Source organism: Microbacterium sp. MYb62 (assembly GCF_002979475.1).
Classification (GTDB): Bacteria; Actinomycetota; Actinomycetes; order Actinomycetales; family Microbacteriaceae; genus Microbacterium.
Window position 1 is genome coordinate 1 of record NZ_PCOY01000015.1, and the last position, 23,271, is coordinate 23,271.

Below are 23,271 nucleotides of genomic sequence, written 5' to 3' on the forward strand. Positions count from 1 at the left end.
ACGTCCGCGGACCCGCCTGGTGGGACCCCACCCGACAATGGCGCACCCCACAACCACCCGCACCACGATCCACCGCGCCACGGCAGCCCGCGCCACGGTCCACCGCACCGCCGTCGCCCGCACCGCCGTCGTCCGCGTCACGGTCACGCACGCCACGATCCACGACCGTGGGGCGAACGCGCCACGCGGGTCCGCTCCGTACATGAAGGCCACGATGCAGTCCGAGCGCAGCGGCGCCGGCTCCGATCTCGAGTGCGAGGATCACGAGTGTGACGGTCACGAGTGTGACAGTCGCGAGTGCGAGGATCACGAGTGTGACGGTCACGAGTGTGACGGTCGCGAGTGTGACGGTCGCGAGTGCGAGGGTCACGCCCGCGAGGGTCACGCCGCGACAGTCGCGAGTGCGACATGAAGTGTCGACTAGTGCGACACGATGTGGCATGCTTTCGCACACCGACCCACGACGCGTGCACAGACACGGCCAGAGGAGTATTCCGCCTATATGTCCAGACCACTCGCGGGACCACAGGGCCTGCTCCGCACGCTCAACGGCCGCGCAATCCTGGAGTCCCTCGCACGCAGCGGTCCACAGACCCGCACGGAGTTGATGTCCGCCACAGGCCTGTCCCGCACGGCGGTCACCCAGGTGCTGCGGATGCTGGAGAGCGCGGGGGCTGTCGCCGCCGCCGGTGTCGACCGTGACACGCGCGGGCCGGCGGCCGGCCGCGTCGCCCTGCATCCGCGGCTCGGATTCGCCGCCGCCGTGCACGTCGACCACCACGCTGCGCACGTCGTGCTCGTCGACGCCATGGGCGCGGTGCGGGCCGAGCAGCACGACGCCCTCCCTACGAGCGAAGATCGCGTCGCGCACATCGCGGAACTCGTCGCCCGCTGTCGCCGCACGGTCAAGGCGGCGAAGGGCGCCGTGCACCTCGCCGTCGTCGGCGTCCCCGGCATCGTCACCGCCGACGGCGGCATCCGCGACGACCTCGGACCAGACGGCGGCGCCTTCCGCGCCGCCCTGTCCGCGGAACTCGACTGCCCGGTCCGCATCGAGAACGACGTCAACCTCGCCGCCCTCGCCGAGCTCACGAGCGGCGCGGGTACGACCCTCGCCAGCTTCGCGCTACTGCTTCTCGACGATGGACTCGGTGCCGGAATCGTGATCGACGGTGCACTCCACCGCGGGTTCTCCGGGGTCGCCGGCGAAGTGATGTATCTGCCGCAGACGCCCCTTCCGATCGGCGCTCCCATCGTGAGCGATGCGGTCGTCGGCGATCTCGCACTCGGCTTGGGCTGCGACGCCGGGACCTCCCTCACGGAGCACCTCGACGCAGCCCTTCGCGGCGACGATGCCGCGAAGCAGATCATCGCCGAGATCGGCCGCCGCATCGTGCTCGTCGCGGGCAGCGTGGGTCTGGTCCTCGATCCCGAAGCATTCATCCTCGGCGGAAAGGCGACCCATCCCGCACTCGTCGAGGCGATCGGGCACATCGCCGGCGACTACGCGGCACAGCTGCCGTTGCGCTTCCTCGTCTCCTCGTTCGGGCCGGAGGCTTCGCTCGTCGGCGCGGTCGACGAAGCCGCATCCGCACTCCGGGGCGAACTCTTCACCCGCATCCTCACCCCAGCGTCCAAGGCCGGTCGCTGATCTCCCGCGCAGTTCCCACCCGACAGGACCTCCGATGACCGCACCCTCAGACCTCGCCGACCGCCTCGGCCTCGCTCCCGGCACCCGGGCGATCATCCTCAACGCGGACGACTTCGGCATGTGCCATGCGGCGAACACCGCCATCGTCGACCTGCTCGGGGAAGGACGGATCGACTCGTCGACCGTGATGGTGCCGTGCTCATGGTCGCCGGAGGCGCTCGCCTTCGCGGCATCCCGCACCGACCTCGACATCGGCGTGCACCTCGTGCTCACCAGCGAGTGGGCGCGGTATCGGTGGCGTCCACTCACCGGTACGGCGACGAGTCTCGTCGACGAGGCCGGATTCTTCCCCACCGAGGTGGCAGCCGTCGAACGGGATGCAGCCGAAGACGAGGTCGCGGCCGAGCTCGCCGCGCAGCTTCAGGCCGCGCTCGATGCCGGCGTCGATGTCACCCACCTCGACAATCACATGGGGTCGGTCTACGGACTCGTCACCGGCCGTGACTTCCTCCGTCCGGTCTTCGAGCTCGCCGCGCGCCATGGTCTCCCGTTCCGGCTGCCGCGCAGCATGGACGGCGTGGGCGACGATTCCGCGCTGCAGGCCAAACTCGACGACGCCGCGGCGGCGGCCGATGCGCTGGGCGTCGTGATCGTCGATCGCCTGTGGTCGCATCCCTTCGAGCTCCTCGGCGAGGGCACCCCCGATGAGGAGACGTACGAGCAGGTGCGGGACGGCTTCGTCGCCCTGCTGCGCGCCGCGCCCGCCGGCGTGACCGAGATCTACCTGCATCCGATGGTCGACGACGACGAACTCCGCGCGGCCGTCGACTTCAGCGCCGCGAAGCGCGGCCATGAGCTGCGGCTGCTCAGCGATCCGATCGTCCTGCAGGCGATCGAAGACGAGGCCCTCGTCCGCATCGGCTGGCGCGACCTCCGCGACCTGCAGCGGGCGATCGCGCGATGACCTCGCTGAACGAACGCCTGCGCGACCGCCGTCTGGACGCTGCACCCACGACGGCGCAGACCATCGCGTTCGGGGCCTCCGGCTTCCCGACCCAGCTCATGGCGCAGACATTCTCGGCCTTCGTCGTCTACTTCTACGTCTCCCACCTCGCCGTGCCCGCCGGGTGGGTCGCGGCGGCGATGATCGCCCACGGGATCCTGAACGCCGTGCTGAACCCCGTCGTCGGCGCGCTGTCCGACCGGATCCGCACCCCGTGGGGGCGGCGGATTCCCTGGATCGGCCTGGGCATCGTGCCGCTCGTGGTCGCGTTCGCGCTGATCTGGATGCCGCCCGAGCTCCCGGCCGCCGGGCTCATCGTCTGGTTCCTCGTCGTCGTGGCCGTGTACGACGTGGCCTTCGTCGTCGTCGTGCTGAACATCTCCGCACTGTTCCCCGAGATCTTCCGCACCACCGAGGAGCGCGCCCGCGGCAACGTGCCACGGCAGATCTTCGCGATCCTGGGCATGGTGCTGGGAACCGCCGGTGCGCCGGCTCTCTACAGCGCGCTCGGCTGGCCGGGCATGGCCATCGTGCTCGCCGTCGTCTGCCTGGTGCTGCTCGTGTGGTCGTTCTTCGGGGGAATGATCGAGAGGCGGGTCCCGGAGGCGGCCTCAGAGGCCATGGCCTGGGGTGACCAGCTGAAGTACACGTTCCGCAACCGGGCCTTCGTTCCCTACGTGCTCGGATCGCTGTTCGTGCAGACCTCGATCGCCGTGATCCTCGCCGCCATCCCGTTCTACGTGCGCTACTCCCTGCACGCGCCCGAGGGGGAAGGGAGCTTGCTGCTCGGGGCGATCTTCGTCACCGCGATCCCTTCGATCGTGCTGTGGAGCGCGGTCGTGCGACGCACCTCGCCGCGCACCGCCGTGCTGTGGAGCGTCGCGATCTTCGGCGTGGCCGTGCTCGGCTATCTCGCACCGTCGAACGTTCTCGGCGCCGCTCTCGTCGGTGTGGCGGTCGGCGTGGGCGTCGGCGGACTGCTGCAACTGCTCGAGGTCATGCTCGCGCAGATCATCGACGAGGATGCCGTGCGCACCGGGCACCGACGCGAAGGGGCCTATTTCGGCGTCAACGGCTTCGTGGTGCGCGGCTCCGTCGTGCTGCAGGCGATCGTCGCCGCGCTGGTGCTCACGGGGTCCGGTTTCGATGCCGCGCTCAAGGACGCACAGCCCGAAAGCGTCGACGGTGGCATCCGCCTGATGCTCGCCGTCATCCCGCTCGGGTTCACCGCACTCGCCTGGCTGTGCTTCTGGCTCTACCCCATCCGCACCCGCGACCTCTGAGACCGGCTAGACCGCAGCCGCCTGCCGCGCCTCCCACCCCGTGCGCACCATCTCGTCGACCGAGTACCGCATCGTCCAGTCGAGGTCGCGCGCCGCGAGTTCGCCGGTGGCCACGATGCGGTCGGGGTCGCCGGGACGCCGCGGCCCGATCTCGGGGGTGAAGTCGATGCCGGTCACACGGGCGACGGCATCCATGATCTGCTTCACGCTGAGTCCATCGCCGGACCCGAGATTGTAGGCGGCCTCGATCGGTCGTCCATCGGCGAGGCGCTGCGCCGCCGCCACGTGGGCCGCCGCGATGTCGCCGACGTGCACGTAGTCGCGCACGTTCGTGCCGTCTTCGGTGGCGTAGTCGTCGCCGAAGATCTTGGGGATCCTGTCCGCGAGCAGCGCCTCGAACACGATCGGGAACAGGTTGTGCGGGCTGACGTCGTAGACCGTCGGGTCCGCCGAGCCGACCACGTTGAAATATCGCAGCGACGTGTGACGCAGCGGACGGTCGGAGTCGGCCGTCGCGATCGCCTGGTCGCGCAGCAGCCATTCGCCGATGAGCTTCGATTCCCCGTAGGGGCTGGCGGGCTTCTTCGGAGTGTCTTCGACGACGAGTGCGACATCGGGGGTGCCGAACACCGCGGCCGACGAGGAGAACACGATGTGGGCGACGCCTGCGGCCTCCATGGCCTCCAGGATGACCCTGGTGCCCTCGACGTTCTGCGCGTACGTATGCAGGGGGCGCTGCACCGAGACGCCCGCGTACTTGTACCCGGCGACGTGGATCACGCCGTCCGCGTCGTGATCGCGCAGGGTCTTCTCGACGAGCTCTCGGTCGAGGATGCTGCCCTGCACGAACGGGACGCCCTCGGGCACGAACGAGGCGACGCCGCTGGACAGGTCGTCGAGCACGACCGGGGTGAGGCCGGCGTCCGCGAGGGCGCGAACGACGTGGGCTCCGATGTAGCCGGCTCCGCCGGTGACGATCCAGGACATGGGTTTCCTCTCCTGCCGCGGATTCGTCGCGGCCCGATGGACCATTCTGTCAGGCGTCGCGGTGAGGACCCGCAGCGGGGGAGACGGTGAACAGCAGCGGGGCCGCGAACCCGGCCGTGGCGAAGGCGGCGTTCACGGCATCCGACACCGCCTCGACCGCGTCCGCCTCGATCAGGGCGATCGCGGCACCGCCGAAGCCCCCGCCGGTCATGCGCGCGCCCAGGGCGCCGACGGCCAACGCGGTCTCGACAGCCGTGTCGAGCTCGGGCGTCGAGATCTCGAAGTCGTCGCGCATCGACGCGTGCGACGCGACGAGGAGGTCGCCGATCGCCCTGACGCCGTGCTCCTGGAGCAGCTGCACCGTGTCGAGCACCCGCTGGTTCTCGGTGACGATGTGGCGCACGCGCCGGAAGGTGACGTCATCCATCAGCTCCTGGGCGCGCAGCAGGTCGGCGATCGAGACATCGCGCAGGGCCGGCACGCCCATGATCGAGGCGCCGAGCTCGCAGGATGCACGCCGCTCGCGATAACCCCCCGTGGAGTGGGCATGCTTCACACGGGTGTCGATCACGAGGATCTCCAGTCCGGCCTCGGTGACACCGAGCGGCACCGGCCGGGTCTCCAGCGAACGGCAGTCGAGGAAGATCGCGGTATCGGGCTCTCCGAGCATCGACGCCATCTGGTCCATGATCCCGGTGGGCGCCCCCACGGCCTCGTTCTCGGCGCGCCGTCCGATCCGGGCGAGCGCCGTGCCGTCGAGGTCGGTGCCCCACAGCTCGTTCAGGGCGGATGCCGTCGCCCCCTCGATCGCGGCGGAGGAGGAGAGCCCTGCGCCCACGGGCACGTCGGAGGCGATCGCGATGTCGACACCGCCGAACGGGCCGGCACCGGGTGCGGCCTGACGCAGCGCCCAGGCGACGCCGAGCGGGTAGGCGGCCCACTCCGGGACGGCCGGATGCGCGCCGGAAGGCGTGGGGAAGAGCCGGTCGAGCTCGTCGAGTCCGACTTCCACGGGCTCGTCGGCGAAGGTGGAGCCGACCAGGATCCGACCGCGGTCGTCGTCGCGCAGGCCGACAGCGGCGACCGTGCGCTGCGGGATGGCGAACGGCAGGACGAAGCCGTCGTTGTAGTCGGTGTGCTCGCCGATGAGGTTGACGCGACCCGGCGCAGACCAGAGTCCGTCCGGTTCGTGCCCGGTCAGCGTCGTGAAGAGGGCGCGGGCGGCGTCGTGGGCGGCGGTCATGCGGTGGCTCCCTCGGGGGACGTGTCCGGCGATGCGCGTTCGATCGCCTCGCGGAGGCGGGCGGCACCCGACTCCGGCGGGACCTCTGCCGCCCAGGCCCACATCGCGGCCTCGGAGCCGGCGAGGAACTTCAGCTTGTCGGCGGCCCGGCGCGGGCTCGTCAGCTGCAGGTGCAGGCGCACGGTGTCGCGTCCCACGTGTACCGGGGCCTGGTGCCAGGCCGCGATGTAGGGGGTCGGGGTGTCGTAGAGGGCATCGACGCCGCGGAGCAGGCGCAGGTAAAGCGGTGCGAGCTCGTCGCGTTCGGCCGTGGTCGTCTCGGCGAGATCGGGCACGTGGCGGTGCGGCATGAGGTGCACCTCGAGCGGCCAGCGTGCGGCGAACGGGACGAAGGCGGTCCAGTGCTCGCCGCGGAACACGACGCGCTCGGAATCCTGTTCGGACTCGAGGATGTGCTGGAACAGGTCGGGAGCGGTGCGGTCGATCGACTCCAGGACGCGCGTTGTGCGCGGGGTCACGTACGGATAGGCGTAGATCTGCCCGTGCGGGTGCGGAAGTGTCACGCCGATCGCCTCGCCGCGATTCTCGAACGGGAAGATCTGCTCGATGCCGGGCAGCTTCGAGATCGCCGCCGTGCGATCGGCCCATGCCTCGATCACCGTGCGGGCACGCGTGACGGTCTGCGTGCCGAAGGAGCCTGTGTGCTCGGGACTGAAGCAGACGACCTCGCAGCGTCCGACCGACGTGCGGGTGCGGCCGAGGCCGAGGGCGGCGAGATCGTCGAGACCACGGGGAGCGTTCGAGGCCTGCGGCGCGGTCCCGACGGCCTGCGCGAGCGCGGGACCGAATGCGGGCGAGCGGTTCTCGAACACCGCGACGTCATAGCGCGACGGCACCTCCGACGGGTTGCCCGGAGTCTGCGGCGCCAGCGGGTCGGCATCGGCGCCCGGCATCATGACGCGGTTCTGGCGGTTCGCGGCGACCGTGATCCAGTCGCCGGTGAGCACGTCGAGTCGCATGGTCGCGGTGTCGGGGCGCGGGTCGAGCGTGCGCACATCGACGGCACGCTCCGCTCCGAGTGTGGTGCCGGGATCGTCGTAGTAGATCAGATCGCGGCCGTCGGCGAGGGTGGTGGCGCGTTTGACGACGCCGGCGCCGAGCGTTTCGGTGCGCAGCTCAGGGAGATCGTGCGTGTTCACGTAAACATGGTACGCGCACAGCCGTGGTAACGTCAACATCGAGGAGTCGTGCACGGCGTACGGCCGGGGCGGCGGACGGAGGATCCGGGTGACCGAGAACGACCACCATCTCCCCGAGAGTCCGGATCATCGTGCCGAGAGGCCGGGTCATCTCGCCGGTGATCCGGGTGCGCGTACCGGCGAACCGGGCCGTGGCCGGAGGCGACGGCCCTCGGGACGCGTGTCGATGGCCATGGTCGCCGCCCGCGCCGGAGTCTCGGGGCAGACCGTGTCGCGCGTCGTCAACGGCAGCCCTCGCGTCGACCCCGCCACCCGCATCCGCGTCGAGAGCGCGATGGCCGAACTCGGCTACCGTCCGCACCGCGCCGCCAGGGCACTGCGCACCGGGCGCTCGCAGACCATCGGTCTCGTGGTCACGACGCTCGCCACGGTCGGCAACTCCCGGATGCTGCAGGCCACGGCCGAGGCGGCGGCGGAACGCGGATACGCGCTCACCCTCGTGACCGCGGCCGACGGCGTCGCGGAGGCGTTCGAGCGGCTCGCGGAGCAGGAGGTCGACGGCGCGATCGTGCTGAACGAGGCGTCGGCTCTGGTGCCGGATGCGCAGCGTCCCCCCGGTCTGCGACTGGTCGTGGTCGATGCCCCGACCGAGGCCGGGTTCACCTCGGTGCACAGCGACCATGCGGGTGGCGCGGCCGCCGCCACGGCGCGGTTGCTCGCGCTCGGGCACGACACGGTGCATCACCTCGCGGGTCCCGCGGGGTCCTTCGCCGCGTCCGAGCGGGAGCGCGGCTGGCGCGAGACGCTCACCGCCTCCGGGATCCGTCCGCCGGCCATCGTCCGTGGGGACTGGAGTGCGGATTCCGGCTTCGCCGCCGGGGAGGCGCTGACTGTCGCGTCCGCCGTCTTCTGCGCCAACGACCAGATGGCACTCGGGCTGATGCGGGCTCTCGCCGAGTCCGGTCGCCGCGTGCCGGAAGACGTCGGCGTCATCGGCTTCGACGACATGCCGGATGCCGCGAACTACCGACCCCCGCTGACCACGATCCGCCAGGACTTCGCCGCGCTCGCGCACCGTGCGGTGTCGGCGCTGGTGGGAGCGATCGAGGGTGCCCCGGAGATTGGGGAGCCGGCCGTCATCCCGACGTCGCTCGTCGAACGCGCCAGCACCGCGTCGCGCTGAGCGGGTCGATGAACGTGCCGTCGCGCCTTCAGACGCCGGTGCTGACGTCGGAGCCGACGCCGACGCCGATGGCGGCGAGCTGGCCCGACGCGTTCATCCAGATCAGGGACAGAGCGAATCCACCGAGGGCGAGGGCGCCGATCACGGGCTGGGCGAGGATGATCAGGATCCATGCGGCGAGCACGGCGAGGGTCAGCAGTGAGAGCAGCGGGCGGCGGATCGCGGTGTAGAGGCCGGCCTTCGTAGCGGCGAGGATCCCGTGACCGGCGGGAAGGGACACCACGGTCAGCGCCACCGGGGCGGTGGCGAGCACGATGATCGCGAGCACGGCGAACAGCGGCCCGAGGAGCACGGCGAAGGGCGTGCCCGACACCGCGACCACGTCGACGTACAGGAACAGCAGCAGGGCGAGCGTGAGCGCCCAGATGCCGAGACCGCGCCACGCGGTGGCCCGCAACCCGCGCCAGAAGTGCGCGAACGGGGTGGCGGCACCGCTGCGTCGCGCGGCATCGAAACCATGGAAAGCCGCGCTCAGGGCGGGCCCGAGGGGCAGCGCGCACAGGAGCAGGAAAGGCATGGCCGACAGCGGGTGGGCGATGCCGATCAGGGCGGCGGACAGGGGGAGTGCGAAGACGGCGACGCACAGCCCGGTCGCGAACCCCCGATATGCGAAGGCGAACAGCGACTGCCACGTGTCGAAGCCCGGCCCCCACGGGGCGCGCCGCCTGCCCGCATCCGTCCTCGTCACCTCCGCGCTCACGGTCCTCAGCCTTTCATGCCGCTGGTCGCGATGCCCTGGATGAAGAAGCGCTGGCCGAACAGGAACACGACCACGATCGGGATCACCGAGACGACGGAGCCGGCCATGATCATCGCGTACTCGGCGTCGAACTGCCCGACGAACTGCCTCAGCCCGAGCTGCACCGTCCACAGATCGTTCGAGGTGAGGTAGATGAACGGCCCCATGTAGTCGTTCCAGGTGTTCACGAAGGTGAGCAGCGCCAGGCTCGCGATCGCGGGCTTGGTCAGGGGCAGGATGATCCGATACCAGATGCCGTATTCGTTGAGTCCGTCGATGCGCGCGGCCTCGCTGAGATCGTCGGGGATCGTGAGGTAGTACTGCCGCATCAGGAACACCCCGAAGGCGCCGAACGCTTGCAGCAGGATGATCGAGAGGTGGGTGTTCACCAACCCGGCCTTCTGCATCATGATGTACTGCGGCACCATGTACGCCTGCCAGGGGACGGCGATCGTGGCGATGTAGGCGACGAACAGCACGTCTCGTCCCTTGAACTGCATCTTCGCGAACCCGTAGGCCGCGAAGCTGCCGGTGAGAACCTGCAGGAACGTGATCACGATCGCGAGGAACGCGGAGTTCTTCAGGTACGTGAGCATCGGCACACGGGTCCAGATGTCGACGTAGTTCGACCACACGAAGTCGGTGGGGATCCACTGGATCGGGATCGAGAACACCTGGTTGTTCTGCTTGAGTGACGAGGACACCATCCACAGGAACGGCACGAAGATGAGGGCCGTGAGGATGATGAGCCCGGTGTAGAGCAGGACGGCGCGGATGCCGCGGAGGCGGCCGTCCCGGCGAGCGCCGCGCAGGGCACCCGGTGCGACGATCGCCCGCGTGTCGAGGGGGATCTCCGGCGGAGCGGTGAGAGTCATCAGCTTTCCTTCCGCTGCTGCAGCTTGAACTGCACGACCGTGAACACGAGGACCATGAGGAAGAGCACGAGCGAGATCGCCGAGGAGTAGCCGAAGTCGTTCTCCCTGATGCCCTCGCGGTAGATGAGCTGCGACAGCACGAGCGTCGCGCGGCCCGGACCGCCGTCGGTCATCACGACGATCAGGTCGAAGACCTTGAAGCTGGCGATCGTGACCATCACCAGGACGAAGAAGGTGGTGGGGCGCAGCGACGGGATGGTCACGTTCCAGAAGCGCTGCCAGGCGTTCGCGCCGTCCACCTTCGCGGCTTCGTAGTATTCCTGCGGGATCGCCTGGAGGCCGGCGAGGAACAGCACCATGTAGTAGCCCATGTCGCGCCACACGCTGGTGATGATCACGGCGGGCATGGCCCATGCCGAGCTCGATGTCCATCCGGGCGGGTCCTGCACGCCGAGGAACGACAGGAACTGGTTGATGGGGCCGTATTCGGGGTTGAACAGCATGTTCCAGACGACGGCGATGGCGACCAGCGACGTGACGTACGGGAAGAACATCGCGGTGCGGAAGAACCCGACGCCGCGCAGCTTGCGGTTCAGCAGGAGGGCGAGTCCGAGGGAGGCAGCGATCGTGAGCGGGATGTGACCGGCCGCGTAGTAGAGGGTGTTGAGCAGCGCGATCCCGAACGACGAGTCGCGGAAGAGTCGCGCGAAGTTCGACAGCCCGGCGAACTCGGGATCGGTGAATCCGTCCCATTCCATGAACGCCAACCCGAACGCGCCGAGCAGCGGTACGAGGGTGAGCAGGGCGAAGCCCAGGAAGTTGGGGAGGATGAAACTCCAGCCGACGAGGGCGTTGCGGCGTGCGCGACGCTTCGCGCCGGGGCGCGTGGGGGCTGACGCCGATGTCATCGTGGCTCCTTTGCGGATGCGGATGCGGGTAGGGGTGGGGCGGTTCACCCCGCCGGTCCCCTCGATGAGCCGGGGGACCGGCAGGGTGCTCGCGGGATTACTCGAGGACCTCGCTGGTCACGCGATCCTCCATCTCGGCGATGCCGTCGTCCACCGACTTCTCGCCGACCATGACCAGGTCGTGCTCCTCATCGAGGATGGTCGACACGTCGGCCGTGTCGTCGCTGACCGGCATCTCCAGCACGACCTTCTTGTCGCCCTGGAAGGTCTCCACCGACAGGTCGTCGGAGGGGAGGGCGGTGAACGCGGACGTGACGGCATCCGAGGAGTAGGCGGGGACCACGCCGATCGCGGCGATGGCCTTGGCGCCCTCCTCGCCGGCGGCGAAGTCGAGGAACAGCTTCGCGGCAGCGGAGTTCTTGGCGTTCTTGTTCACGGCGAAGGCCGTGGGGGATCCGAAGGTGGTGATGTCGCCGTCGGCCTTGATCTGCGGCATCTGGGCGACGCCCCAGTTCACGCTGGACTTGCCCTCGTCGATTGCCTGCTTGATGCCGGCGATGTACCAGGTCCCCATCGGCAGCATGGCCGCCTGACCGGTCTCGAACATCGTGCGGTAGCTGATCTGCTGCGTCTTCGCCGTCGCGTAGTCGAGCGCGTATCCGTCGTTCTGCAGCCCCAGCGCGAGGTCGTACTGGTCCTTCATGAACCCGTAGTCGCCGCTGAGCAGGTCGCCGTCCGTCTGGGCGGCCGAGATGGCCTGCACGACCGAGCGCCAGTAGTGCTGGTAGGTGCCGTAGACCTTCTGCGAGCCGCTCGCGTCCGTGAGCTTCTCGGCGTACTCGGCGTACTCGTCCCACGTGATGTTGTCGGGGGCGTCGAGACCGGCGGCCTCGAAGAGGTCCTTGTTGTAGTAGAGCAGCCAGAAGTCCTGGCGGTAGGGGAGGGCGTAGTACTTGCCCTCGGTGTCGAACGTCTCCAGGCCCGCCAGCTCTTCGCCGTAGCCGTCGGCGAGGTCGCTGACGTCCTGCAGCTGTCCGCGCGTCGCGTAGCGGGCGTAGTCGATCGCGTTCTTCATCGTGATGACGTCGGTGGTGTCGCCACCGGAGAGCATCGTCGTGACCTTCTCCGGGTAGTCGTCGGCGAGGATGTCGACGGGCTCGATGGTGATGTTCGGGTGCTCGGCTTCGAACGCCTCGAACAGCGCCTGGAACTCGGGAGTCTGGTCGTAGTTCCAGACCGAGACCGTGAGGGTGACCTCTTCGTTCGGGTCGAGGGTCTCCTGGGAGGCCGGGGCTCCGGAGCCGGAGCAGCCGGTGAGGACGAGGGCGGTGGCGGCCATGAAGGCCGCGCCGCCGATGATGGAGCGCTTCATTGCGTTTTGCCTCTCTTGCGGGGTGGTCGGGTTGTCGGGATGGGTCAGACGGGTGAGGGGGTGACCGGTGCGGCGAGGTCGTCGGGTCGGACGACGAGCTGCGTGCCGTCCGGCCAGCCGATACGCCAGGCGTCGTCGGTCAGGGTGCTGAGGGTGGGCGCCGCGGATTCGGTGCCGAGCAGCACCGCGACGGCGATCCAGGTCGTGGTCTGCGGCGGTGCCGAGACCCACGGGATCGCGGTCCGCGTGGCGAGCGGGGTCGCCTCGTCCTCGATGTGGACGCCGGTGGACGCCGAGAGGAGTCCGTGCAGTGCGAGGATGCGGCTGCGGCGCGAGCGGTCGGCCGCCCCGGCGCCGCCCCCGGCGAGAGGCTCGGCGGCGACGTCCTCGGCGGCGACGTCCTCGGCGGACAGCGCCCAGCCGCCGATGCGCAGCTCGTCGCCGTCCTGCAGGGCGCCGGGTTCTTCGCGGATGCGCACGAACCGCACCTCCCACGGGCCGCGCACCGCCGACACGATGTCGATGATCGGCCCGGTCTCGGTGCGGACGGCGGTGGTGCCGACGCCGTGGTCGGGGCCGGCGTCGAGCTCGAGAGGCCAGTGCGCGCGTCCCCCCGAGGCGCCGAGCAGCGTGCCGTCCTCCTCGCGCAGGGTGCCGACGGTGAAGCCCGAACGGTGGCTCGGCCGGCCGCCGCGCATCAGCGCCACCACGCCGTCGAGCGGATCAGCGACGCCCGGACCGGCGAGCACGGGGGCGGTCGCCGTCGAGTAGCCGAGCTTGGCGTACAGCGGGGCGTCGGGCTGGAGGTCGCCCTCGAGGCGGTGGTCCGTTCCGTGGTTCACCACGCGGACGATGCCATCCTCGGAGGTTCCCGACGCCAGCCAGCCGGGGACGGCGAGGAGCCGTGTGAACGACCCGGTGTCGATGGGCAGCGCGGACTCGGTGGCGGCCCAGACCGGGTGGGCGGCGGGAAGGGCGATCCCGAGCATCCCCTTCGCGGCCCAGTACGGGGAGCCCTGGCCCGAGTAGTTCTGCGCCATCGGGCGCCAGGGGTGGTGCCACCCGAGGGAGAGGATGCCGTCGGCGCCCGGGGCGCCGTGCTGCACGAAGTGCTTGACCTGTCCGCTGGCCGCGCGGCGCAGCATCCCGAGATCATGCCGCGACGTGCCGGAGAGGACGGCCGCCCAGGCGGGGCCGGCCGAGGCGAAGCGGTAGGTGAGGCTGCGGCCCTGGAAGAGCGGCGCGCCGTCGGCGCCGATCAGATGCAGCGCGTCGTCGAGATAGTCGTCGAGTCTCGCGCGGTAGCGGGCGATCCGCGCCTCATGGCGAGCGTCGCCCGCGACCATGTCGGCCCAGATCATCGGATAGAACGGCAGCGCCCAGCCGGAGTAATGGTCGAACGCGCGTCCGGCGCCGTCGGCGATCCAGCCGCCTTCGCGGTCGAACGAGTCGAGCAGGGCGAAGTCCTCCGCCTGGTCGGCGGCGGAGAACGGGCCACCGACGCTGTGCAGGAACTGTTCGACGATGAGGCGGAACCAGGCCCAGTTGTTGGGCGGATAGCTCCCGCCCACGAACGCGCCGAGGTAGTCGATCGTCTGCGCCTTCGTGCGGTCGCTCAGCTGCGCCCAGACGGTGTCGCGGGTGAGGTGCAGGCCGAGAGCGAGGGCGGCGGCCTCGACCTTCGCCTGGTCCACCTCGTCGGGGCGCAGCCAGCGCTCCGGGCTCTGCGGATCGACACCGGCGGTGAATCCGCGGGCGTAGCGTTCCGCGAGTGCCGTCGTGCCGGTCGGATCTCCCGCGATGCGGAAGGCGGCGAGCATGAAGGTGCGGCTGAAGCCCTCCAGGGCGTCGACGTCCGCGCCGTACCCGCCGGAGCGCCCGGGGTACCGGATGAGCGACTGCGCAGGACCGGCGTGCCGGGCGGCACCGTCGAGGATCGCATCGGCGACGGCGAGCCAATGCTCCCGCGTCCATCCGGTGTACGGGGAGAGGGTCGGGTCCTCGGCCGGGAGTAGCAGGGCGCTCATGCGCTCTTCCCCAGATCGGCCATCTCCACGCCATGGGTCGCCGGGGCTCCGGCGACATAGGCCTCGAGCTCGTCGAGCGCGGCGTCCGCGAGCCTCCGTGTCTCGGTGCCGAGCGAACCGGCGAGGTGCGGCGTGACGGCGACGTTCGTCAGTTGCAGCAGCTCGGATCCCAGGGGGAGGGGCTCCGGCTCTGTCACGTCGAGGATGGCGTCGATCCGTCCGGTGCGGCATTCCGCCAGCAGGGCGTCATGGTCCAGCAGCGAACCACGAGCGGTGTTGATGACGGTCGCCCCGTCGCGGAGGGCGGCGAGCTGCGCGGCGCCGACCATGTGCCGAGTGGAGGGGAGCGCCGGCGCGTGCAGGGAGAGCACATCGACCAGGGGGAGCAGCGCGCCGAGGGGGACGAGGCGGGCACCGGCCGCCTCGACGGCGGCGGGGTCGGCGAACGGATCGGCGACCAGCACCTCGATGCCCTCGAAGGGGCGCAGGAGGTCGACGACGCGGCGACCGGTCCGGGAGAAGCCGATGATACCGACCGTGCGACCCAGGTTGCCGACGTGGGCATGCCGCAGCAGGTTCTGCCATTCGTTGCGCTGCGCCGCGGGAGTGCGCAGATGCACGAGCGCACGCTTGCCGGCGAGCAGGATGGCGGCGAGCGTGAACTCCGCGACCGGCACGGCGTTGGCATCGGCGGCGGAGGTGATCAGGATGCCGCGTTCCCAGAACTCGTCCGACACGTGCTCGCGCACGCTGCCGGCCGCGTGGAAGACGGCGCGCAGCCGCGGCATCCTGGCCAGACGTCGGGAGTCCAATGCGGGGGCGCCCCAGGAGGTGACCAGCACCTCGACCTCGGCCAGCGTCCCGTCCAGCGCCGGATCGTCGATGTCGGCCACGTGCGGGATCCCGCCGAGGTCGGCGAGTGCCGCGAGCCGGTCTCGGCGGGCCTCGTCGAAGAGCATCGCATAGGCATCCGAGGCCATCACTGCGAGCGCCCGGGGTCGTACTGGCATGCGTCTCTCCGTCGAGATGTCGAGGCTGCCCGAGTGGGGCATCCGGTTGCGTTGAGCTGTCCTTACAGTGAAGACTGTGCGTTCAAACATTGGCAACTCAATCGAAGCCAAAAGATCAGACTCGAACATAGACGAACAATCGGAGAGAGATGGGCATGCTGATTCCGCGCGGAGCAGTCAGAGAGATCTGGGAGCAGTCGGCAGCCGCGGCGCCACCCCCGCTCGTCCCGTCCTCCCGCGATCGCGCCGTCTGGGACGCGCTCGACCCTGATCTGCGCTCGTTCATTCTCACAGCCGCCGACGGTGCACTCGGCCTTCCCTGGCCGCAGCCGCTGCTCTCGCAGTGGGCCGCCTACGCGCGCACCGGCGATCGCGCGGCCTACGAGGCGAGCGTCTTCGCGCGCGATCGGCGGCTTCGGACAGCGGTGCTCGCCGCCGCCCTCGAGCCGTCGCCCGCGCGCCTCACCGAGGCCGCGGACGGTCTCGCCCTGCTCTGCGAACAGTCGACCTGGTGCTGGCCCGCGCACGACGACGCCTTCGCCCGCGGACTGCGGGTCCCCGATGTCGACCGCCCCTTCGTCGATCTGGGAGCGGGGGAGGAAGCGGCGCTCGCCGCGTGGTCCGTCCTGATCCTGGGCGAAGCGCTCGACGAGGTCGCCCCCGGACTCCTCGCGCGCCTGCGCCGGGAGACGCAGCAGCGCGTGCTGGAGCCCTTCGCGCGTCGCCGCGACTGGGCGTGGGAGGGCACGGAGGACCACGTGCACAACTGGGCACCCTGGATCCACGGCAACCTCATCCCGGCCGCGCTGGCGTTCACCGACGGGGCCGCCCGCGCGGAGGTACTGGAGCTGTGCGTCGACGGACTCGACCGCTACCTCGCGCAGCTGCCGGCGGACGGCGCGATCGACGAGGGCTTCGCCTACTGGTGGCAGGGCGCCGCGAGGGCGTTCGATGCGCTCGCGCTGCTCGACGTGCTCACGGCGGGGCAGGTGTCCGCGGCCGTGGACGGCGGCTCCCTCGCCGGTCTGCGCGAGCTCGCCCGGTTCCCGGAGCGGATGCAGCTCGGGGACGGGTGGACGGTCAGCTTCTCGGATGCCGAGGCACGGCTCGAGGCGGGGACGCCGTGGCACGCGCTGTTCCGGGCTGCACGTCTGTGCCGTCTGCCCGAGACCGCTGCCTTCGCCGCTCGTCATCGCGAAGACGGCGTGCTGTGCGGAGCGCGAGCGGATGTCTCCGCCGGTCTGGGGCGCATGACGACGGAACTCCTCGATCGGTCATGGCAGGAGGCGGAGCGCGGGTCCGCGCCGCTGCCGTCGTCGGCGGAGCTGCCCTCGATCGGCTTCGGGCTCCGTCGCGAGCAGGCGGGCACGACGGCGGGCCTCACCGTGGCCGTCAAGGGCGGGCACAACGCCGAGAACCACAACCACAACGACCTCGGATCCTTCGCGGTGGCGGTCGACGGCGTGCCCCTGCTCGCCGACCTCGGCAGGGCGACCTACACCGCGCAGACCTTCTCGGACACGCGCTACGACCTCTGGTACGTCACCAGCGGCTGGCACAGCACGCCCCTGCCGTCCGGGCGGGAGCAGCTTCCCGGACGCGAATGGCACGCGCCGGTGCGTGTGCTCGACGACGGGTGGCGCATCGACCTGAGCGCGGCGTATCCGTGGCCGGGTGAGCCGGAGTCGGCGTCGGCGTCGGTGTCTGAGTCCGCGTCCGCATCCGAGTCCTGGATCCGCACCGTGCGACTCGTGGACGGAGTCGTGACCGTGCGGGACGACGGTGCCGCCGTCGGCCACCCGGACACGCGGATCGCCGTCGTCTGCGCGGGAGCGCCGCGACGCGGTGCCGACGGCATCCGCATCCCCGGGCGCGACGGATCGGGAGACCTGCTGCTGACGCACGACGACGCCGAGGTCGAGATCGAGACCCGCGCGGTGGACGACCCGTACCTGGAGCGCTCGTGGGGTCGACAGGTCTCACGCATCCTGTTCGCACCCGCGTCGGGCGCGACGACCTGGGAGATGAGAGGGGCACTCGCATGACCGATGACGAGCAGACGTCGAGTTTCGGCATCTCGCGCCGGGAGCGCATCATGGACGAGCTGCGCCGCACCGGCTCGGTGCGCGTCGCCGACCTCGCCCGTGAGCTGAAGGTCGCCGAGCTCACCGTCCGCCGCGACATCGGCGAACTCGCGGATCGCGGACTGCTCACCCGGGTGCACGGCGGCGCGACGCTGCGCAGCACGCTCGACACGACGGTCGCCCGGGCGGCCCCCGCGGCGGCGCGCTTCCGCGTGGGGATGGTCGTGCCGTCGCTGAGCTACTACTGGCCGCAGGTCGTGATCGGGGCCCGCGCCACGGCCACCGAGGTCGGCGTGCAGCTCGCGCTGCGCGGGGCGAGCTACTCCGCGGGCGACCAGCGACGACAGATCAGCTCGCTGGTCGATTCCGGGAGCATCCACGGCCTCATCGTCGCCCCGGAGAACCTCGGCCCCGACGGCCATGCGCTGCTGGAGTGGCTGGAGTCCCTCCCGCTCCCCGTCGTGCTGATCGAGCGGCGCGCCCCCACCTCGCTCGCCCTCACCAGCCTCGAGTGGGTGACCACCGATCACGTCTTCGGGGGAGCCCTCGCGGCCGACCATCTCGCCGGGCTCGGACATCGCCGGGTCGGCATCCTCACCTCCTCGCAGTCTCCGACCTCGTGGCAGCTGCGTCGCGGCTGGTCCCGCGCGATCGAGGAGCTGGGACTCACGCCGACCGTCGACCGCAACGCCTCGCTCGACTACCTCGAAGGTGCCGACCGGGGGGAGTTCGTCACCTCGCTGCTGGAGCAGGTGCGCGAGTCCGGGACCACCGCGATGCTCATCCACTCCGACCCGCAGGCGCTGCTGGTGCAGCAGTACGCGCTCGACCGGGGGTGGTCGCTGCCGGAGGACCTCTCGATCATCGCGTATGACGACGAGGTCGCCGAGAACGGGTCCCCGCCGATCACCGCGCTGCGCCCGCCCAAGCAGCACGTCGGACGGCGGGCGGTCGAGGTGATGCTGGCTCGCCTCACGGAGGGGCCGCGGCGCCCGGTGGAGCGGGTGCAGGTCATCCCCGCGCTGCACGTGCGGGAGTCGACGGTGCCGCACATCGAGTAGCACCGCACCCCGCAGGGCGCAGGCTCAGGTCGACTCGCGGACCACGAGGGTGGGCGCGAGGGTCGTGCGCTGCGACGGCGTCTCGTCGCGCTCCTCGAGCCGACGGAAGCACATCTCGAGCGCGCGTCGACCGACGGCGAGCTTCGGCGGAGCCACCGCGGTCAGCGGGACCGCGGCGAGAGAGGCGGTCTCGTCGTCGTAGGCGACGATCGCGAAGTCCTCCGGCACGCGCAGGCCTCGCTCCTCGGCGATGCCGAGCAGCCCGATCGCGAGCTCGTCGGGGAGCGCGAGCGCCGCGCGGACACCGGCGGCCAGACAGTCGTCGAGGAAGCGCCGGAGCACCTCGGAGGTCGATCCGTCGCCCCACCGCGGGGAGGGGGCCGTGACCACGGGGGCGCCCTGGTCCATTCCCCACCGTTCGAGGGCGCGCGCGTGCCCGTCCATGATCCACGGCGCCGTCGCGCTCTCCCGGCACAGCAGGCCGACTCCGCGATGCCCGCGCTCGGCGAGGTGGTCGACGGCGAGCTCGGCCCCGTAGCTGTGGTCGCTGCGGACCGCGTCGATGCGCAGCGCGTTGGGGGCGCCGTCGACCGCGCGCTCCACCAGCACCACGGGGGTGCCGATCCGCGCGATGGTGTCCCACGTGGCCCGGTCGTCGATGCGGGGGCGGGCGGTGACCAGCATGATCGCGTCGACGCCGTTCGCGCTGAGGCGGGCGAGCTGGCTGGCCTCCTCCCTGGCGTCGTAGTTGGTGGCGCCGAGGACGAGGCGGATGCCGGCGGCACGGGCGGCCTCGCTGGCGCCGCGGATGACCGGAGGGAAGTAGTAGCCGGTGTCCGGCACGATAAGCCCGATCGTCGCGAGCGGCCGACCGGGGGAACCGATGGCGCGTGCGCCGGTGGCCGGGGCGTCGGCGCTGTCGGGGAGCACGGCTCCGCCATGCACTCGACGGATCAGGCCGCGCTCGGCCAGCACAGCGAGGTCGCGCCGGATCGTCATGCCCGAGAGCCCCTGCCGTTCCGCGAAGTCGTTCACCTCGAGTCGTCCGCGCAGCACGATCTCGCGGAGGATCCGTTCGCGTCGCTCCTCGGCTATCACGGTGCCAGGCTATCGAGAGGGCGGATGCCGGACGGACACGCGGTGCAGGGCGGGAGCCGACGCGGGGGTCGGACGGGGCGGGCGCCCCGTCCGACCCCCGCGAGGATCATCCGGCGTGCGCGCGGCGTCGCGCGACGATCAGGGCCCCGGCGAGGAGCAGGACACCCGCCGCACCGAGCGCCCAGATCGGCAGCGCCCCTCCCGTGCGGGCGAGGTCGCCGTCCGCGACCGCACCCGCGACCGCCCCCGTGTTCGGGCCGGCGCCGCCCGGCGTCGTGGCGCCCCCGGATGCCGCGCCGACCGTGAGTGCGGCCTCCGCGGTGATGCCGGAGGCGGAGGTGACCACGATCCGGTGGGGCCCGGTCGCGGTGTCGGCGGGGATCCGGACGGTCGCGGCGAACGCTCCCGCGGCATCGGCCTCCACCGTCGTCAGGAGCACCGGATCGGAGTGGAGCTCGATGCGCACGCTCTCACCGGCGGCGAAGCCGGATCCGGAGACCTGCACGGTCTCCCCGGCATCGACGGCGGAGGCCGACAGCGAGACGGCGCCAGCGGGCTGCTCGCCCTCGCCGTGCAGCGCCATGCCGAACAGCGTGATGCCCTCTCCCGGCATGGTGCTCCCGGGCGGGAGCGTCACGCTCGCGACGGGCTTCCCCGACAGCGGGATGCGCTGTGCGAAGACGGATACCGTCGCGTCGACCGTCGACACCGTGCCGCCGAGGTACGGGCGGCTGCGCTGCAGGTGGTCGTCCGCGGTCGCGACCAGGACGGTGTCCGCTGCCGGCGCCGACGTCGACGACCACGCGGGCAGGCGGAAGTCGACGTCGCCGCTGCTGCCGTCCTGATACTGGACCGTGGCGGTTCCCGTCGAGATCGACCCGGCCGAGAACCCGAGGATCACCAGCTCATCGGCCGAGCCGGCGAGCGCCACCTCCTGACCGGACACCTTGATGCTGTCCGGAGTCCCGACGGTGCGGGGATGCCAGTCGATGCCGACGCCGAACGCGGTGGCGGGAGAGCCCACCTCGAGGCCAGCGTCCGCCAGCGAGGCGGCGGAGAGCATGCGGTGATCGGCGGTGAACTGGCCGTTGCGAGGATTCGCCGTCGAGGCGACCGCCGTCTGGTTGACGAGGCTCGCGAACGGGAGCGCCGCGCGCTCCACGCCGGTTCCCTGGTAGGCGCCGATGTTCGGGGCGCCGGCGGGGAGGGGGTTTCCGAAGAAGTCCTGGGTTCCGGCGTCGGCGACGGGGAGGCCGGCGCCGAGCAGGGGCGACCCGACCGCCAGCTGGTAGCCCGGAAGCTCCCTGGTCTGCTGCCCGCTGCCCGCGGCGATGAGGCCGGGGTCGCCGACGATCGCTCCCGTCTCGGTCGCGGGAGGGGTGATCCCACCGAAGTAGGCGTTGCGGGCGTAGACGGCATCGGTCGTCTTGAGCGTGCCGCTCGGCGCGATGATGATGTTGTTCGTCATCTCCCGCGGGGCGGTCATGTCGTCCTCGAACGCGCGGGTGCACGAGAAGGTGTTGTTGTAGATCAGGTGGAGTCCTGGTCCCCCGCTCGAACCGGCGATGCGGCAGTCGTCCTGCGAGACGTTGTAGCGCAGGACCGCGTTCGTCGGGGTGGAGGCGGTGCCGCAGCCCGAGATGCAGTCCAGGTAGAACCCGCCCGCGTTGCCGTAGGAGTAGTTGTACTGGAACGTGCACGAGCCCTTGATCTTCATGTCGCAGTCCCACGCCGTCGAGTCGTACGTGGAGCCGGTGCTGTTGCCCACCACGTTGTACTGGAACAGGGGGTCGACGGAGTTGTAGGGCCACATGCCCGCGAAGTTGCCCTTGAGGAACGGGTACTTCCCGTGGCCGAGATCGATCGCCGAGTTGTACTCGATGACCGGCTTGTCGGAGTTGTGGATGACGATCCCGTCGCCGCCGACGTCATGGATGCTGTTGCGCGCCACGTAGACGTCGGTGTTGTAGCGACGTGTGCTGTCCGGGGCGGAGAGCTTGATGCCTCCGGCGGCGGTGTCGTTCACGGTGTTGCCGGTGATCGTGATGCCGTCGAAGGCCCCGATGCCGTCCCCGAGCACCGAGATGCCGGCGGAACGGGAGAAGGCGTTGCCGAGGGTGGTCTTGTCCGACCACCCGGCGACGTCCTCGACGTGGTTGTCCGTCAGGACGACGCCGCCGCGGACCGTGCCGTCGTTGATCTCGACGAGGATGCCCACGCGCCGCTGATCGGGAGTCCCGGGGTTGATCACGTGCATGCCGTCGATCGTCCAGTTGCTCGCGTTCAGGAGGTGGATCCCGGCCAGAGCGCCCGCGCCGTTGATCGTCGCCGGGGCGTCGCCGTCGCCGTAGGGCGCGACCACGATCGGCGCGGTGTCGAGGCCGGATCCCTGCGGGGCGAAGGTGCCGACGCACTCCGCGCCGCGCTTGAAGAGCACGGATTCTCCCGGCTGGAACGCGCCGACGGTCGCCAGAGCGGCGAGCGACCCGAAGGGTGCCGCCGCGCTGCCGTCGCCGGAGGACGGGGCCGAGCAGTCGACGTGGTAGCTCGTGGACGAGACGGCGACGACGCGCGCGGCGATGCTTCCCTCGGCGGTGGCGCCGAACGGAGCGGCGCCGGTGGCCGTGATCGTGTACTCGCCGGCGGAGGCGCCGGCGGGCACCGTGAACGTCGCCACGGCGCGGCCGGTGTCGTCGGCGTTGGCCACGACGGAGGTGTCGCCGAAGCGCACGGTGACGGGGGCGAGCGGGTTCGCGCCCTCGACGGCGATGGTCACCGGGGCACCCGGGGACAGCAGCGACAGGTCGGTGCCCTGCGCCGTGAGGGTCAACGGCTGTGCGAGGAACGTGTCTGTGCAGTTGAACCGCATGTCCGCCCAGTCGGCGTGGTCGTTGCCGTTGCCCTCGGGGCCGGTCTCGGCGCGCAGCTCGACCAGGTCGGCGCCTCGGAGGTCGAGGTTCACGCGGGCGGCGGGGTCGGTTCCGGTGCGCGCTTCGCGGAACCTCTCCACGCCGTCGACGGCGATGACGAAGTCGACGCGGCCCTTCCCGCTCTGGCTGTCGTCGATGCCGACGTACCCCAGCAGCTGCGTGCACTCCTGGCCGACGTCGTAGACGATGCGGGCGGGCGCATGGGTTCCGAGTCCCTTCGGGTACGTGGTGCCGCGGATCGAGAGGGGCTTGCGGTCGGGGTCGGGCACGGCACGGGCGCCGTTGCTGAAGTCGCGCTCGACGGGACCCCAGCCGTTCTCGCCGATGACCCAGTCGAGGTCGCTGGCGTGGTGGACGCCGCCGGCCAGGCCGTCCGCAGCGGCGGCGGCGAGCGGGGCCGCGGTGAAGCAGAAGGCGCTCACCGCCAGGACGGCGAGCAGTTTCGATCGTTTCCTGTGCACGTGATTCCTCCTCGAATCGCACGCGGACGTCGCCGCATCTGCGGCGACGTGGTCATGCTCGCAGCTGGAGTCGCACAACAGTGAACAGGTGAACAGA

At 70.8% G+C, this 23,271-nt stretch carries 18 protein-coding genes; 6 read left to right on the top strand and 12 right to left on the bottom strand.

Translation table 11 applies throughout. The features are described 5' to 3' along the window. Positions 1-370 (bottom strand): hypothetical protein (locus CQ042_RS20510; RefSeq protein ID WP_181157575.1); only part of this gene is annotated, 370 nt, incomplete at its 3' end. A gap of 132 nt (positions 371-502) precedes the next feature. On the opposite strand from CQ042_RS20510, the gene CQ042_RS14090 reads away from it, so the two are divergent. The 3 genes from CQ042_RS14090 to CQ042_RS14100 are packed head-to-tail and all read left to right on the top strand — an operon-like array spanning position 503 to position 3,937. Beyond that, positions 503-1,651: an ROK family transcriptional regulator gene (locus tag CQ042_RS14090; protein WP_105671085.1), complete on the top strand. Its 1,149-nt coding sequence runs from the start codon at positions 503-505 to the stop codon at positions 1,649-1,651. 34 nt (positions 1,652-1,685) lie between these two features. Next, positions 1,686-2,615 (top strand): polysaccharide deacetylase family protein, encoded by a 930-nt coding sequence (locus tag CQ042_RS14095; RefSeq protein WP_105671086.1) that lies wholly within the window; start codon positions 1,686-1,688, stop codon positions 2,613-2,615. Then, positions 2,612-3,937 carry an MFS transporter gene (locus CQ042_RS14100; RefSeq protein ID WP_105671087.1) on the top strand — a complete coding sequence of 442 codons (1,326 nt, stop codon included), beginning with the start codon at positions 2,612-2,614 and terminating at the stop codon, positions 3,935-3,937. Before CQ042_RS14095 ends, CQ042_RS14100 begins: the two co-directional genes overlap by 4 nt. Positions 3,938-3,943: 6 nt before the next feature. On the opposite strand, the gene galE is transcribed toward CQ042_RS14100, so the two are convergent. The 3 genes from galE to galT are packed head-to-tail and all read right to left on the bottom strand — an operon-like array spanning position 3,944 to position 7,366. Next, complete coding sequence (gene galE, locus CQ042_RS14105; protein WP_105671088.1) at positions 3,944-4,924, bottom strand: UDP-glucose 4-epimerase GalE; 981 nt, start codon at positions 4,922-4,924, stop codon at positions 3,944-3,946. A 49-nt stretch (positions 4,925-4,973) separates the two neighbouring features. After that, complete coding sequence (gene galK / locus CQ042_RS14110) at positions 4,974-6,167, bottom strand: galactokinase (RefSeq protein ID WP_105671089.1); 1,194 nt, start codon at positions 6,165-6,167, stop codon at positions 4,974-4,976. Further along, a complete protein-coding gene (galT, locus tag CQ042_RS14115) occupies positions 6,164-7,366 on the bottom strand; it encodes a galactose-1-phosphate uridylyltransferase (RefSeq protein WP_105671090.1) in 1,203 nt (400 codons plus the stop codon). Before galT ends, galK begins: the two co-directional genes overlap by 4 nt. 226 nt (positions 7,367-7,592) lie before the next feature. Between galT and CQ042_RS14120 the strand changes: the two genes are divergently transcribed. Further along, positions 7,593-8,549, top strand: coding sequence for a LacI family DNA-binding transcriptional regulator (locus CQ042_RS14120; protein WP_105671151.1), 957 nt, complete (start codon positions 7,593-7,595; stop codon positions 8,547-8,549). Between the two features lie 28 nt (positions 8,550-8,577). Here CQ042_RS14120 and CQ042_RS14125 read toward each other — a convergent pair whose 3' ends face one another. The 6 genes from CQ042_RS14125 to CQ042_RS14150 all read right to left on the bottom strand — a co-directional run bounded on the left by CQ042_RS14125 (position 8,578) and on the right by CQ042_RS14150 (position 15,540). Further along, positions 8,578-9,309: a DUF624 domain-containing protein gene (locus CQ042_RS14125; RefSeq protein ID WP_105671091.1), complete on the bottom strand. Its 732-nt coding sequence runs from the start codon at positions 9,307-9,309 to the stop codon at positions 8,578-8,580. A gap of 5 nt (positions 9,310-9,314) precedes the next feature. Further along, positions 9,315-10,223 (bottom strand): carbohydrate ABC transporter permease, encoded by a 909-nt coding sequence (locus tag CQ042_RS14130; RefSeq protein WP_105671092.1) that lies wholly within the window; start codon positions 10,221-10,223, stop codon positions 9,315-9,317. Then, positions 10,223-11,131 carry a carbohydrate ABC transporter permease gene (locus tag CQ042_RS14135; RefSeq protein WP_105671093.1) on the bottom strand — a complete coding sequence of 303 codons (909 nt, stop codon included), beginning with the start codon at positions 11,129-11,131 and terminating at the stop codon, positions 10,223-10,225. Before CQ042_RS14135 ends, CQ042_RS14130 begins: the two co-directional genes overlap by 1 nt. A 97-nt stretch (positions 11,132-11,228) precedes the next feature. Next, positions 11,229-12,503 carry an ABC transporter substrate-binding protein gene (locus CQ042_RS14140; protein ID WP_105671094.1) on the bottom strand — a complete coding sequence of 425 codons (1,275 nt, stop codon included), beginning with the start codon at positions 12,501-12,503 and terminating at the stop codon, positions 11,229-11,231. 44 nt (positions 12,504-12,547) lie between these two features. After that, entirely contained in the window at positions 12,548-14,530 is a 1,983-nt protein-coding gene (locus tag CQ042_RS14145; RefSeq protein WP_105671095.1) for a DUF2264 domain-containing protein, read from the bottom strand. Next, positions 14,527-15,540 carry a hydroxyacid dehydrogenase gene (locus CQ042_RS14150; protein ID WP_105671152.1) on the bottom strand — a complete coding sequence of 338 codons (1,014 nt, stop codon included), beginning with the start codon at positions 15,538-15,540 and terminating at the stop codon, positions 14,527-14,529. Before CQ042_RS14150 ends, CQ042_RS14145 begins: the two co-directional genes overlap by 4 nt. Positions 15,541-15,695: 155 nt before the next feature. Here CQ042_RS14150 and CQ042_RS14155 point away from each other — a divergent pair, with 155 nt between their 5' ends. Together CQ042_RS14155 and CQ042_RS14160 are read left to right on the top strand one after the other, a co-directional pair. After that, positions 15,696-17,585, top strand: coding sequence for a heparinase II/III family protein (locus tag CQ042_RS14155; RefSeq protein ID WP_146115406.1), 1,890 nt, complete (start codon positions 15,696-15,698; stop codon positions 17,583-17,585). Beyond that, complete coding sequence (locus CQ042_RS14160) at positions 17,582-18,685, top strand: substrate-binding domain-containing protein (protein WP_105671097.1); 1,104 nt, start codon at positions 17,582-17,584, stop codon at positions 18,683-18,685. Before CQ042_RS14155 ends, CQ042_RS14160 begins: the two co-directional genes overlap by 4 nt. A gap of 24 nt (positions 18,686-18,709) precedes the next feature. On the opposite strand, the gene CQ042_RS14165 is transcribed toward CQ042_RS14160, so the two are convergent. Both CQ042_RS14165 and CQ042_RS14170 read right to left on the bottom strand, forming a co-directional pair. Further along, positions 18,710-19,783, bottom strand: a complete 1,074-nt coding sequence (locus CQ042_RS14165) for a substrate-binding domain-containing protein (protein ID WP_105671098.1) — start codon at positions 19,781-19,783, stop codon at positions 18,710-18,712. 106 nt (positions 19,784-19,889) lie between these two features. Continuing rightward, positions 19,890-23,174, bottom strand: coding sequence for an NPCBM/NEW2 domain-containing protein (locus tag CQ042_RS14170; RefSeq protein WP_146115407.1), 3,285 nt, complete (start codon positions 23,172-23,174; stop codon positions 19,890-19,892). Positions 23,175-23,271: the final 97 nt, after the last annotated feature.